The 13,636-nt window shown below is 69.1% G+C and carries 13 protein-coding genes; 3 read left to right on the forward strand and 10 right to left on the reverse strand.

The features are described 5' to 3' along the window. Positions 1-88: 88 nt before the first annotated feature. Complete coding sequence (locus ACTJI6_RS06325; RefSeq protein ID WP_440798839.1) at positions 89-844, forward strand: IclR family transcriptional regulator domain-containing protein; 756 nt, start codon at positions 89-91, stop codon at positions 842-844. Here the strand turns inward: ACTJI6_RS06325 and otnC are convergent. The 9 genes from otnC to ACTJI6_RS06370 form a co-directional block, all read right to left on the reverse strand. Further along, positions 841-1,488 (reverse strand): 3-oxo-tetronate 4-phosphate decarboxylase, encoded by a 648-nt coding sequence (gene otnC, locus ACTJI6_RS06330; RefSeq protein ID WP_126154268.1) that lies wholly within the window; start codon positions 1,486-1,488, stop codon positions 841-843. The two genes, ACTJI6_RS06325 and otnC, sit on opposite strands and share 4 nt — an antisense overlap. Further along, the gene (otnK, locus tag ACTJI6_RS06335; protein WP_440798841.1) at positions 1,485-2,723 is read right to left on the reverse strand and encodes a 3-oxo-tetronate kinase; all 1,239 of its coding nucleotides are present in this window, start codon (positions 2,721-2,723) and stop codon (positions 1,485-1,487) included. Before otnK ends, otnC begins: the two co-directional genes overlap by 4 nt. A 1-nt stretch (position 2,724) precedes the next feature. Further along, positions 2,725-4,107, reverse strand: coding sequence for a Gfo/Idh/MocA family oxidoreductase (locus ACTJI6_RS06340; RefSeq protein WP_126154270.1), 1,383 nt, complete (start codon positions 4,105-4,107; stop codon positions 2,725-2,727). A gap of 9 nt (positions 4,108-4,116) precedes the next feature. Continuing rightward, positions 4,117-5,622, reverse strand: coding sequence for a tripartite tricarboxylate transporter permease (locus ACTJI6_RS06345; protein WP_126154271.1), 1,506 nt, complete (start codon positions 5,620-5,622; stop codon positions 4,117-4,119). Between the two features lie 11 nt (positions 5,623-5,633). After that, positions 5,634-6,146: a tripartite tricarboxylate transporter TctB family protein gene (locus ACTJI6_RS06350; RefSeq protein ID WP_440798844.1), complete on the reverse strand. Its 513-nt coding sequence runs from the start codon at positions 6,144-6,146 to the stop codon at positions 5,634-5,636. Between the two features lie 61 nt (positions 6,147-6,207). Beyond that, the gene (locus ACTJI6_RS06355; RefSeq protein ID WP_440798846.1) at positions 6,208-7,200 is read right to left on the reverse strand and encodes a tripartite tricarboxylate transporter substrate binding protein; all 993 of its coding nucleotides are present in this window, start codon (positions 7,198-7,200) and stop codon (positions 6,208-6,210) included. Positions 7,201-7,255: 55 nt separating this feature from the next. After that, positions 7,256-8,317: a 4-hydroxythreonine-4-phosphate dehydrogenase PdxA gene (locus ACTJI6_RS06360; protein WP_440798848.1), complete on the reverse strand. Its 1,062-nt coding sequence runs from the start codon at positions 8,315-8,317 to the stop codon at positions 7,256-7,258. 119 nt (positions 8,318-8,436) lie between these two features. After that, positions 8,437-10,149 (reverse strand): dihydroxyacetone kinase family protein, encoded by a 1,713-nt coding sequence (locus ACTJI6_RS06365; RefSeq protein WP_440798849.1) that lies wholly within the window; start codon positions 10,147-10,149, stop codon positions 8,437-8,439. Further along, positions 10,146-11,084: a sugar phosphate isomerase/epimerase family protein gene (locus ACTJI6_RS06370; protein ID WP_440798851.1), complete on the reverse strand. Its 939-nt coding sequence runs from the start codon at positions 11,082-11,084 to the stop codon at positions 10,146-10,148. Before ACTJI6_RS06370 ends, ACTJI6_RS06365 begins: the two co-directional genes overlap by 4 nt. Before the next feature lie 196 nt (positions 11,085-11,280). Between ACTJI6_RS06370 and ACTJI6_RS06375 the strand changes: the two genes are divergently transcribed. After that, positions 11,281-11,967, forward strand: coding sequence for a GntR family transcriptional regulator (locus tag ACTJI6_RS06375; protein ID WP_440798853.1), 687 nt, complete (start codon positions 11,281-11,283; stop codon positions 11,965-11,967). Positions 11,968-11,971: 4 nt separating this feature from the next. Here the strand turns inward: ACTJI6_RS06375 and ACTJI6_RS06380 are convergent, their stop codons facing one another. Beyond that, a complete protein-coding gene (locus ACTJI6_RS06380) occupies positions 11,972-12,403 on the reverse strand; it encodes a GFA family protein (RefSeq protein WP_440798855.1) in 432 nt (143 codons plus the stop codon). 198 nt (positions 12,404-12,601) lie between these two features. Here ACTJI6_RS06380 and ACTJI6_RS06385 point away from each other — a divergent pair, with 198 nt between their 5' ends. Then, the gene (locus tag ACTJI6_RS06385; RefSeq protein ID WP_440798857.1) at positions 12,602-13,627 is read left to right on the forward strand and encodes a GlxA family transcriptional regulator; all 1,026 of its coding nucleotides are present in this window, start codon (positions 12,602-12,604) and stop codon (positions 13,625-13,627) included. Positions 13,628-13,636 lie beyond the last annotated feature (9 nt).

The following is a 13,636-nucleotide window of genomic DNA, read 5'->3' on the forward strand; positions in this document are numbered from 1 at the left end:
AGGCCCGGCATAGGACCGGCCGCGTCGTCGGACCAGCCGCTTCGTGCGCATCTTGACCTTTGTCCGCATTCTGCGCGATCCTGTGCGCATGACGAACAAGAACACCATCGGATCGCTTGCCAAGGGCCTGCGCGTGATCGAGGCGTTCACCGCCGACCACCCGCGCATGTCGATCTCGGACATCTCGGCGGCGACGGGCCTGGACCGCGCCACCGCCCGGCGCTGCTTGCTGACGCTGCACGACCTGGGCTATGCCGATTACGACGGCAAGTTCTTCACCCTGACCGCCCGCGTCCTGCGGCTGGGCATGGGCGCACTTGCCGCGATGCCGCTGGCGCAGATGGTCCAGCCCTGGCTGGACCAGTTGTCCGAACGGATCGGCCAGTCCACATCCGTCTCGATCCTGGACGGGACCGAGATCGTCTATCTGGCCCGCGCGGCGCAGCGGCGGGTGATGTCCATCGGGTTGATGCCCGGATCGCGGCTGCCCGCGCATTGCACGTCGATGGGCCGGGTGCTGCTGGCCGCCCTGCCCGCCGACCGGGCGCGCGGCGTGGTCGAGGCGTCGGACCTGACGCCCCGCACCCCGCACAGCCTGACCGACCCGGCCGAGATCATGGCCCGCGTCGACGCCGCCCGCCGCGACGGCTATGCGGTGATCGACCAGGAGGTCGAGCTGGGCCTGCGCTCCATCGCGGTGCCGCTGTTTTCCGCGCAAGGCCGGGTGGTGGCGGCGATCAATACCGGGGTGGCGGCGGTCCAGGCCGCGGCGGCGGATCTGGCGGGCCTGTATCTCGATCCGCTTCTCAAGGTGCAGGACGGGCTGCGGCGCGTGCTGCGCTAATCGCCCCAGGCGATGTCGTGCAGGCGCACCAGGTCCGCCACCTGTCCGGGCGTCAGCATCGCGGGCGTGGTGCCGCGCAGCAGCATCGCCAGCCGGGCGGTGGCCTCCAGTTCCTCGACGGCGTTGCAGGCGGCGTCCAGATCCAGGCCCGCGACAACCGGGCCGTGATTGGCCAGCATCACCGCCGACCGCTTGCCCGCAAGGCCGCGCACCGCATCGCCGATGGCGGGATCGCCGGGGCGGAAATAGGGCAGCAGCTTCACCCGGCCCAGCTGCATGAAGGCATAGGGGGTGATCGGCGGCAGGAAATCGTCGGGGTCGGCGTCCGGCAAGGTGGACCAGGCGACCGAGTGGCAGGAATGCAGATGCACCACCGCCGCCGTGCGGTTGCGGGTTTCATAGAACGCGCTGTGCAGCGGCATTTCCTTGGTCGGCCTGTCGCCGCCGACATGCCTGCCCGCCGCGTCGAAGCGCGACAGCCGCGCCGGATCCAGACGGCCGAAGCTGGTCCCCGTGGGGCTGACCAGCAGCCCGCCGTCTTCGGTGCGCGCGCTGATATTGCCGGTGGACCCATGCGTCAGGCCCCGGTCGAACAGCGACTTCGCCAGCAGGCAGATCCGTTCGCGCAGGGCGGCCTCGCTCATCCCGCCAGCCTTTCTGCGGCCTTGGCGAAGAAATCCTCGGCGCCGAAATTGCCGGATTTCAGGGCCAGGACCAGGGTTTCGCCCGCCCGGATCGCGGGAACGCCGGGATCGATCTCGGGGCCGATCTCCAGCGTCTTGACCCCCAGCCCCTCGACCACCGCGCCCGAGGTCTCGCCCCCCGCGGTGATCAGGCGCGTGACGCCGCCCGCGACCAGCAGGCGCGCGCATTCGGCGAAGAAGGCGTCCAGCCTGTGGGCAACCGCCTCGGCCCCGTGGCGGGACTGCACGGCGCGCACGGCATCGGGATCGGCCGAGGAATAGACCAGCGGCAGGCCCTTCTGCGACAGCGCCCAACCGGCGGCATCGCGCGCGGTGGTCCAGCCCGCCATCACCGCCTCGGGGTCGATCTCCATCGCCGGTTGGCCGTCCGCGACATGCCGCGCCACCTGCCCCCGCGTGGCGCGAGAGCAGGATCCCGACAGCGCCGCGACAGGCCCCGCCTGCCCGCGCCATTGCGGGCCCTCCGCCGACAGCAGCCCCTGGGCGCGGAAATTGCCGGGCAGGCCAAGCGCGATGCCCGATCCGCCGGTCAGCAGCACCTGATCGGCCACGGCTTGCCCCAGCACCACCAGATCCTGGTCCCGGATCGCGTCCGCCACCACGAAACGATGGTCCTGCGCCCGCAATGCGGCGCGCACGGCCTCAGGCCCCTGCCAGACGGTCGCGGCGGGAACATGCCCCACCCCTTCCCGCGCCTGCAAAGCCAGCCAGCGGCGCAGGTCGGGGTCCGTCATCGGGGTCAGCGGGTGGTTCTCCATCCCGCTTTCCGACAGCAGCCGGTCGCCCACGAACAGGTGGCCCTGGAAGATCGTCCGTCCCGTCGCCGGGAAGGCCGGGCAGAAGATCACCCGGTCGGCCTTCAGCGCATCCGCCAAAGCCTCGGCCACCGGGCCGATATTGCCCTGCGGCGTGGAATCGAAGGTCGAGCAATACTTGAACAGGAACTGCCGACAGCCCTGCGCGCGCAGCCAGTCCAAGGCCTCCAGCGACAGGCGCACGGCCTCGGCCACCGGCATGGTGCGCGATTTCAGCGCGACGATCCCGGCCTCGACATCGGGGGCGGCGGGGGTGGCCGGCGTGCCGGAATACTGCACCACCCGCATCCCCGCGCGGGTCAGCGTATTGCCCAGATCCGACGATCCGGTGAAGTCGTCGCCGATGCAGCCCAGCAGCATGTCAGGACCAGTCCGTCACGGCGTCCTGCGCGGCGCGCAGGCGGTACAGTTCAGAGTCCGTATCCAGATCGACATCGCCGCAGAGGATCATCTGCCCCGCCTTCACATCCCGTTTCAACCGACGCCCCGACAGCAGGTAATAGGGAATCGGCGCATCATCGGCCAGCACCCGCGCAGGCGTCATCCGGCCCGAGACATGGGCGATGGTGTGGTGATGCCCCTCGGCCACCAGCAACGATCCGGCGGACAGGTCGGCATCGGCATGGGCGGTCAGATCCATCACCGGGCGCGGTTTCTCGGCCCCCGAGGACACGCCCAGCAGCGCGGCCTCGAAGACGGTGGTCGCGGCTTCCATGCCCAGCAGGTGGCGCGGCAGGCCGATCATCGCGGTGCGGCCGTTACGGGCGACGACATGGCCCTTGTCGCGCAGCATCGCCCAGGTCTCGTCATCCTCGCAGGCGACGGTGACGAAGACCCCGCCCGCGAAGCTGGGTTCCCCCGGCAGGCGCAGGCAGTTGAACACGTCAAGCTGCCCCTGCCCGGTCAGCAGACCGCCATCGGCGGCGGGCGCCATCAGGTCGGCCAGTTCGGTGATCCGGGCGATGGGGGCGTGGTAATCGGGACGGTCGGGCGCCATGTTCAGGGCGTTCGCGACCACGACCATCTCGCACAGGTCGGGCACGGCGCGCTGCGGCAGCGGCACCAGGCGGGCGCGGGCGGCCACGACCTGGGACCAGGGGCGGTCGCCCGCATCGACCCAATCGCCAAAGCCCGGCGCGTCCACGGTGACGCCGTTGCTGGTGATCTCGTCCGTGGCGGGGTTGAAGACGAAATCGTATTCGCTGGACTTGCCCGCCGCGACGATCCGCAGCCCGATCACCTGCGCCCAGGTGGCAAGCCCGATCAGCAGGCTGGGCTGGTCGCCGTCGATGGGCGAACAGACGACACCCCGTTCCGCCGCCATCCGCGCCAGGATCGGCCCGGCCACGCTGTCGGTTTCCTTGGTGACCATCACGACATGCTTGCCCGCCCGGATGGCAAGCCGCGCGTGACGGGCGCCGGCCTCGGGGTTGCCGGTGGCTTCCAGCACCACGTCCACGGGCAGGTCCGCCACCACCGCCAGATCGGCGGCGGCGATCGCCCGTCCCGCGTCCCAGGCGGCGCGGGCAGCCGCCGGGTCAGCGCATTCGGCGATGTCCGTCACCCCGACCGAGGCCAGGACCCCCGCCGCCGTGGCCGCATCGCGGTCCACCGCCACGCGGCAGGCCAGCCCCTTCACATGACGCGCCTGCGCCAGGAAGCTGCGCCCGAAGCCGCCGGTGCCGACGATGACGCATTCGACCGTCCGGGCATCCAGCCCGGCGAAATAGCGATGATGGTTCATGGTATTCCCTTATTCGACAGGCACCCGGCGCCGGAAGCGCGATCCGAAAGCCATCAGCTTGGGCAGCACCAGAAGCGCGATGCCGACCGCCATGATCCCGCTGACCAGCGGATTCGAGAAGAAGATCCCCAGCGACCCGTCCGACAGCAGCATCGACTGATGGAAGGCGTTTTCCGCCTTGTGGCCCAGCACCATCGCCAGGACCAGCGGCGCCAGCGGGTAATCCAGGCGGCTGAACAGGTATCCGACCAGGCCGAAGATCAGCACCAGCCACAGATCGAAGGTCGCGTTCGACACCGTATAGGCGCCGACGAAGCAGATCGCGACGATCATCGGGCCGATGATGGTGAAGGGGATGCGCAGCAGCGCCGCGAACATCGGCACGGTCGCCAGCACCAGCACGACGCCGATCAGGTTCGACACATACATGCTGGCGATCAGGCCCCAGACGAAATCCGGTTGCGTCGCGAACAGCATCGGTCCCGGCGTCAGGCCCCAGATCATCAGCCCGCCCATCATCACGGCGGCGGTGGCGGACGACGGCACCCCAAGCGCCAGCATCGGCAGCATCGCGCAGGAACCCGCGCTGTGGTCGGCCGTTTCCGGCGCGACGATGCCTTCCGGGCGGCCGGTGCCGAAGGGCGCGCCCTTGCGGCTGGATGACCGGGCGATGCCATAGGACATGAAGGACGCGGCGGTAGGGCCGCCCGGCGTGATGCCCATCCAAATGCCGATCAGGCCCGACCGGATATAGGTCGCCCAGTATCGCGGCAGTTCGGCGATGGTCTTGAACACGTCGCGCAGGTCGATCTTGGACGCCACGCCGCGGAAGCGCAGTCCCTCCTGCACGGTGGACAGCAGTTCGCCGATGCCGAACAACCCGATCACGACGACCAGGAAGCTGATGCCGCCCAGCAGATCCTCGAAGCCGAAGGTCAGGCGGATGGATCCGGTCACGCTGTCCATGCCGACCGAGGCCAGCAGCAGACCGGCGGCCAGCGACACCAGCGTCTTCATGGGCGCGGCGCTGCCCATGCCGACGAAGGCGGCGAAGGCCAGGAAATAGACCGCGAAATATTCCGGCGCGCCGAAGCGCAGCGCGAAATTCGACGCCCAACCCGCCAGCAGGGTGATGACGATCACCCCCAGCAGCGCGCCGAAGCCCGCCGACATGAAGGCCAGCGTCAGCGCGCGGGTCGATTGCCCCGCCCGCGCCATGGGATAGCCGTCGAATGTGGTGGCGACCGACGACGGCTCGCCCGGAATGTTGAACAGGATCGAGGTGGTCGATCCGCCGAACAGCGCGCCCCAGTACATCGACGACAGCAGGATGATGGCCGAGGTCGGGTCAAGCGCGAAGGTCAGCGGGATCAGCAGCGACACGCCGTTTGGCGCGCCCAGGCCGGGCAGCACGCCGACGATCAGCCCCATCAGCACGCCGCCGACCATCAGCATCAGGTGCATCGGCGTGATGGCGACGCCGAAGCCATGCATCAGAAGATCAAAGTTTCCCATCGGACCGCCCTTTAGTAGATGCCCAGAAGCGGCTCGATCGGGCCCTTCAGCAGCGGAATCTTGAAGATGACCTCGAAGATCACGTACAGCGCGACCGCGAAGCCCGCGCCCGTACCAAGCGCCAGCGGCAGGCGGTATCCGCCCTGACGCCACGCGCTCCAGGTGATGTAGAGGATCGAGCCGACATAGATGCCCATGGTCAGGGTGACGACCACGAAGGCCAGCAGGGCGGCGATGAAGATGCCCAGGCGGCGGGCGCGTTCGCCGTCCAGAAACGGCTCGTCGGCCTCTCCGCCAGCGGCAAGATGGGCCTGCGCCCGGCGATGATGGATGAAGGCGGCGACCAGGTTCCACAGGCTTGCGCCGATCAGGATCAGGCCGACATAGAACGGGAAATACCCCGCCTCGGGACCGCTTTCGGTCCAGCCATGGCCCAGTTCGTTCGCCCCGACGACGCCCGCCACGCCCAGAAGCCCGGTCGCGACGGCGGTGCCCAGTTCGGCATGAAAGACTTTGACGGTCATCCTCTCCCCCCTGTTCTGGTGGTCATGGCCCGCGCCGGGATCCGGCGCGGGCCGGTCGTGCTTATTTCGCGGTCCAGCCCTCGGCCTCGAAGACCTTGACGGCATTGCCTTCGCTGGTCTCGATGAACTTGGCCAGCTCGTCGCCGGTCAGGAAGCTTGCCGATTGCGAGGTCTTGGCCAGGTATTCCTTCCAGGCATCGCTTTCGGCGACCTTTTGCAGCGCGGCCTCGTAATAGGCCAGCACGTCAGGCTCGGTCCCGGCGGGCAGCCAGACGGTGCGCGGCATCTGATAGCTGTCGATCTCCAGCCCCTGTTCCTTGCAGGTGGGGATGTCGTGCCAGCCCATGTCGCCGCTGATCGGGGCGCTTTCCGCCATCCGCTGCGGCGCGAACACGCACAGCGGCCGGACCGCCCCGGCCTGCCACTGGCCCGCGTTCTCGTTGGGGTTGTTCACGTTGGCCGCCACATGGCCGCCGGCCAGCTGCACCCCGACCTCGCCGCCGCCGTTGAAGGGGATATACTTGAAATCCGCGCCGGTGGTCTGTTCGATCAGCGCGACCAGGGTTTCATCGGTATCCTTGGACTGGCTGCCGCCGAAGGGAATGGTGCCCGGCGCCTCCTTGGCGGCGTTCACCAGATCCATCACCGTCTGATAGGGGCTGTCGGCCTTGACCCAGACCAGGAATTCGTCAAGCGCAAGCGCCGCCACGGGCTGCAAATCCTCGACCGTATAGGCCAGCTTGGCGACATGCGGCAGCAGATAGACGTTGTTGGTGCCGAAGATCAGCTTGTGCGGGTCGCCGTCGTTCTGGCGGGCATAGAGGAAGGCCTCGGCCCCCGATCCGCCGCCCTTGTTCAGCACGACGATGGGGTTGTCGATGATCCCGTCGCGGGTCAGGATCGCCTGGATGGTGCGGGCGAAGTTGTCGGTGCCGCCGCCCGCGCCGGACGCGACGACGAATTCGATGGGACGGCTGGGCGCCCATTCGGCCTGGGCCGGGACAGCCAGCAGCAGCGCGGTCGCGGCCAGAAGGCCGGTCTTGATCGTGGTCATGGGTTTCCTCCTCCGGGGATGAACCGGCCCCCGACCGGGGACCGGGAAAACGGGTCTATTCGGCGACAAGCGCGGCCGCGCCCTCGACCCCGGCCGTGGCCCAGTCGGCGGGCAGCGGCTGCGGGTCGCGGGCGGGGTTCAGTTTCGCAAGGCGCGCGCCCAGCAGCGCCGCCTGCATCGTGGCGCCCAGGTCGGCCTTGCCCTGGCCCGCGATGTCAAAGGCGGTGCCATGGGCCGGGGTGACGATCGGGAAGCCGTAACCGGCGATCAGCGTGACGCCGCGATCGAAGCCCATCAGCTTCATCGCGATCTGGCCCTGGTCGTGATACATGGTCAGCACAGCGTCGAATTCGCCGCGCACGGCGCGCACGAACACGGTGTCGGACGGGATCGGTCCCTTGGCGTCGATCCCCTCGGCCACGCCAGCGGCGACGGCGGGGGCGATGATGTCGTCATCCTCGGTCCCGAAATTCCGGCCGTCGCCCGCATGGGGGTTCAGCGCCGCCACGCCGATGCGCGGATTGGGCTTGCCCGCCCCGGTCATCACCTCATGCGTCAGGCGCAGGCTGCCCAGGATCCGCTCCACGCTCATCCGGCCGGCGACTTCGCTCAGCGGGATGTGGGACGTGACGCGAGCGTTCCAGACCTCTTGCAGCACGTTGAATTCACGGCCCGAACGGTCGGTGTCCAGAACGCGGTCGATGAAGCCGATCTCGTCGATATAGGACGGACGGGCCAGGCGCATGGAATGCTTGTTGAAGGGCGTGAACATCACCGCATCGGCGATGCCCGCGCGGGCCAGCCGCAGCACGGCGGCGAAGTTCTGCAACGACGCCGCGCCGGTTTCCGGGCTGGACTGGCCCAGCGTCACCCTGTCCGCCGGGATATTGCCCAGATCGACCAGAACATGGCCCGAGGGCAGGCCCTCGGCGACCCGGTCCGGCGCGACCACCGGCAGGTCCAGCGTCACACCGGCATGGGTCGCGCCCATCTTCAGCACGCTGGCGTCACCCACCACCACGATGTCGTTGTCCTGCATCGCCGGATCGGCCAGCAGCCTGGCCGCCAGTTCCGGCCCGACGCCACCCGCGTCGCCGATTGCCAAAGCTATGCGCATGATTCCCATCCTCTATGTAACATTCTGTATGCAGAATTTTGCATCGGGTCCACTCGATTTTGCCCGATGCCGCCTGTCGAAAGGGACAGGCGCGGATCGGCGCCTGTCCCGGAATTGCCTCAGCCGGGCAGGTTCGCGCCCACGACCCGCGCGCAGAGCGCCAGCGAAACCGCGCCCGCATCCGGGTGGCCCAGGCTGCGTTCGGCCAGCGGCCGCGCGCGGCCCAGCCTGGGGGTCAGTTGCGCGGTGGCATCGGCGGCCTCGGTCGACCGGGCGGCGGCGGCGGCCCAGGCGATGCCCAGGGGGTCGCCCGCCGCGACACGGTCGTTCAGCACCTGGACGAAGGGCACCAGCGAATCCACCAGGGTCTTGTCGCCGACCTGCGCCCCGCCCAACCGGACGATGGCGTCATGCGCGGCCTGCGCCCCCTGCGCGACGGCCTGGACGGACGGCTTGCCGTCATCGCCAAGCGCCTGCCCCCAGGCCCGCAGCGCCACGCCCCACAGCGCGCCCGAGGTGCCGCCCGCGCGGTCCGCCCAGGCATCGCCCGCCAGGGACAGCACGGTCCCGGCCCCCGCACCGGCCTGCACCGCCTTTTCGGCGGCATCGGCGGCGGCGGCGGAACCGCGCGCCATGCCCTGCCCATGGTCGCCGTCGCCCGCCTGCGCGTCGATGCGGCCCAGTTCTTCCTCGGCATCCGCCAAGGCCCTGGCGACATGGCCGATCAGGGCCGCCACGCAGCGGCCCGCCGACTGCGCGTCCGGGCCGGCCGCGACGATCTGCGCCGCGCTTTCCGCATCGGCCCCGATGTCCTCGGCGGCAGCGGCGGGGCGCGCGACGGTGCCCTTGCGGAAGGCGGGCGCGTCGGCGGGCGCGCGCCAATAACCCTCAAGCTCGTCGTCCAGCCAGGTCAGGGTCAGCGAGCAGCCCGCCATGTCCAGGCTGGTGACGAATTCGCCGACCTCGGGGTCCACCGGGGTCAGGCCGGCATCCGACAGCAGCCCGGTCAGGTGGTGCCACAGGACGAACAGTTCCTCGTATTTCGTGCGGCCCAGGCCGTTCAGGATCACCGCGACGCGGCCGTCATGACCGGCGGGGCGTTCGGCCAGCAGCGGATCCAGCAGGGTGCGCGCCAGATCGGCGGCGGGCATCATCGGCCGGGTGCTGATGCCCGGTTCGCCGTGAATGCCCAGGCCCATGCCGACCTGACCCGCATCGACCGTGAACAGCGGCGTGCCCTGCCCCGGCAGCGTGCAGCCGTCGAAGGCCACGCCGAAAGAGACCGTGGCGTCGTTCGCGCGGCCCGCGACGGCCATCACCGCGTCCATGTCCAGCCCGGCTTCCGCCGCCGCGCCGGTGATCTTGAAGACCGGCAGGTCGCCTGCCACGCCGCGCCGCCTGGCGCGTTCGTCGGCCCCGGCGCTTGCCACGTCGTCGGTCACGGCCAGGATGCGCGCGTCGATCCCTTCCGCCCGCAGCCGTTCCGCAGCCGAGCCGAAGTTCAGCACGTCGCCCGCATAATTCCCGAAGCCCAGGATCACCCCGCCGCCCCGGTTCGCCGCCTTGGCGACCCCGTGGATCCAGGCGGTCGAGGGCGAGGCGAAGACATCCCCCGCCACCGCCGCATCGGCAAGGCCGGTGCCGACATAGCCCAGGAAGGCCGGGTAATGGCCCGATCCGCCGCCCACCAGCAGCGCCACCTTGCCGCGCGGCCCCGGCGCGGCGCGCACCGCGCCATGGGCCACGGCCCGCACGCGATCGGCATTGGCGGCGCAAAAGCCCGCCAGGGCCGCGGCGGCGAAATCTTCCGGCTTGTCGAACACCTTGGTCATTTCAGGACTGTCCTCCCCGACAGGATGCGCTTGATATAGTCGCGGTTCTCGGCGCAGACGCCCAGGCCGTCGCCGCCGTAATGCTCGACAAGGAACGGGCTGGCGAATCCGGCGTCAAGCGCCTTGCGGATCGCCGCGCGCCAATTGATCGTCCCGCCCATCAGCGGCGCGGGATGCGACATGACCAGACCCGAGGGATCCTCGATCCGGTAGTAGTTCTTGACGTGCCAATAGCCCGCGAAGGGAACGCAGAGGTCGATCATCTCGGACCAGTGCTCGACCGGGCGGTGCAGGCGGATCAGGTTGCCGATGTCGATGTTCAGCTTGACCGACGGATGGTCCACGTCGGTGACGAAACGCACCGCGTCGCGGGCGGTGCCGACATAGGTATCCTCGTACATTTCCAGGGCGACCTGGATGCCCAGATCGGCGGCATGGCGCGCGAGGTCGCGGATCCGGTCCACGGCCAGCCGGTAGGTCGCGGCGTCGTCGGGGTTCTTCACCCCCTGTTCGGTCCAGAACCACAGCGCCTTCTGCTGGGCGGGCGTGAAGGGGCCGAAGAAGCCGAAGCTGACATGGCCCGCGCCCAGTTCGGCGGCGGTGTCGATCACCCGGTGGCTGTAGGCCAGGTATTCCTTGCCATGCTGGGGGTCGATCACGCTGCGCCGAGAGGTCGAGATGGCAGGGACCGACAGGCCCAGGTCGCGGCAGATCGCCACGAAATCGGCCCGGCGCGCGGGGTCCAGATCGGCGACGCGCAGCCAGGAATCGGTCGGGTCCACGAAATCGAACCCGGCATCGGCCACTTCGCCCAGGCTTTCGGCCCAGACCGCGGGATCGGCGTCCTGCACCAGGCGGCCATCGGGCAGGCGCCCCGGAAAGGGAATCATCGCGGCGGCGATAGGCCAGGTCTCGGCGGTCCAGGGCAGGGTCACGAAAGCCTCCTTCTGTCGTCGAAGGCCGATGCGGCGCGGCGCCATGGCTGGCGCCCCTGCCCGAATCACTCCTCCGGGGCGGACGCTAGCACGCCGGGACCGGACGGTTCAATAATACTGTATGCAGCATTTAGCGCGCATGATTGACTTGTGACATTCCGCCGCATACCGATAAGAATCAGTCAGGGAGGACTTCGTGACCCCGGTCAACGCCCAACCCAGCCCGGAACATTCGGCCCGGATCGAACGCCAGCCGCTGCACGACGCCATCGTCTCGCGGCTGCGCGACATGATCATCGAGGGCCACCTGGCCCCCGGCACCCGGATCAACGAAGGCCAGATCGGCGCCGCCCTGGGCGTGTCGCGCACCCCGCTGCGCGAGGCGATCAAGTATCTGGCCAGCGAAGGCCTGGTCGATCTGGTCCCCAGCCGGGGCGCGGTCGTCAAGACCTTCGGCGCCAAGGAGGTGCGGGACATGATCGACCTGATCCGCAGCCTGGAACAGTTCGCCGCGACCCGCGCCTGCGAACTGGCGACGAACAACGACATCGGCGGGATCCGCGACCTGCACGACCGGATGATCGCCTGCTATCATTCGGGCGACCGAATGCAATATTACAAGCTGAACCAGGCGATCCATTCCGGCATCGTGGCGCTTGCCGACAACGCGGCGCTGTCGGACATGCACGGCGTGTTGCAGACCCGGCTGAAGCGGATCCGCTTCATCGGCCATGAAGGCCCCGAGAAATGGGCCAGTGCCGTGGCCGAACACGAGGAGATGATCGCCGCCCTGGAGGCCCGCGACGCGCCCCGCCTGTCGGCGATCCTGGGCCATCACCTGACGCTGGCCTGGGAACGGGTCAAGGACGGGCTGCCCGCCTGACCGTTCAGCCCCGGTCCGGCGGCTGGAACCGCAGGATCCCGGCGACCCGCGCCGGTCCGCCCTTGTCCGAGGGATGGGCAACGCCGTCCATGACCGGAACCTCGGGAAAGTCGAAGGGGCTGATGCCGTCAAGGCAGGCCACGTTCACCCCGAACTGCTGCGGGTCCGACCGCCGCTGATGGTGGGTATAGATGCCGCAGGTCTTGCAGAAATAATGTTTCGCCGTGCCGGTGTTGAACCGATACAGGGTCAGGTTGTCCTGGCCTTGCTGGAACCGGATGTCCTTCAGCCCGGCCGAGACGGCGACCGCGCCGCGCATCCGGCAATAGGAACAGGAACAGCGGCGGATGCCGGCGAAGCCCTGGGCCAGCCGGACGGTGAACCGGACCGCGCCGCAATGGCAGGCGGCGGGGTATTCCTGATCGTCGCGCCGCATTCCCCTGCCCGCCCTGCTGATCCATCCGCGCGTAACCTAGCGCGGGACAGGACGCCGGGGCAATGGCGCGACCGGCTGCGGCGAGGCGAAGGTGACGCAAGGTTCATATCATTCTGCCGCGAAGATCCATCGCGGCAGCCCGCGTCTCTGTCACGCTTCCGTCACGAACAGCCGCAGCCTTCGCGACGGAGAGGACATATGGCGCAATCCCCGACCACCCGGCGTTTCACCTTTCTGCTTCTGGACAGGTTCACCATGCTGCCCTTTGCCGCGGCCCTGGATTCGCTGCGGCTGGCCAACAAGATGGCGGGGACGCGCCTTTACGACTGGCGTCTGATCGGGCCGCAGGGGGATTACGCCGCCTGTTCCAACGGCAGCCAGATCCGGCTGGACGGCGGCCTGGGCGACGACATCTCCGTCACGCGGGACGAGGTGGTGATCGTCTGCGGCGGCGACGACATCACGGCCCAGGCCAGCCGCCCGGTGCTGGCCTGGCTGCGCAGGCAGGCGCGGACGGGCGCGGTGCTGGGCGCGGTCTGCACCGGGGCGCATATCCTGGCCCGCGCCGGGCTGCTGGACGGGCGACGGGCCACGATCCATTGGGAAAACCACGATTCCTTCTCCGAAACCTTCCCCGAGGTGCAGCTGCACCGGCAGGTCTTCGTCGATGACGGATCGCGGCTGACGGCAGGCGGCGGCACGTCGTCGATCGACATGATGCTGCACCGGATCGGCCAGACCCATGGACCCGACCTTGCGTCCCAGATCGCCGACCAGATGCTGCACACCGCGATCCGCACCGGGCGCGACCACCAGCGGCTGTCCATCACCACCCGGATCGGCATCCGCCATCCCCGCCTGGCCGCCGTCGTGGCCCGGATCGAGGCGAATCTGGAAAGCCCCGTCAGCCCGTCACAACTGGCCGAGGACGCGGGCATGTCCACCCGCCAGCTGGAACGGCTGTTCATGCGATACCTGAACCGCAGCCCCAAGCGGTATTACCTGGAAGCCCGCCTGGGCCGCGCGCGGCAGTTGCTGCTGAACACCGACCTGCCCCTGATCGAGATCGCCATCGCCTGCGGCTTCTCCAGTTCCTCGCATTTCTCGAAATGCTATCGGGACCGCTACGGCACCTCGCCCTATCGCGAACGGGGCGTGCAGAAGGCCGCTGCGGTGGTGGCCCTGCCCGTCCGCACGGACACGGTGCTGGCCCTGGCAAGCTGAGCGGGCGCG

Source organism: Paracoccus sp. 22332 (assembly GCF_052045125.1).
Classification (GTDB): Bacteria; Pseudomonadota; Alphaproteobacteria; order Rhodobacterales; family Rhodobacteraceae; genus Paracoccus; species Paracoccus haematequi_A.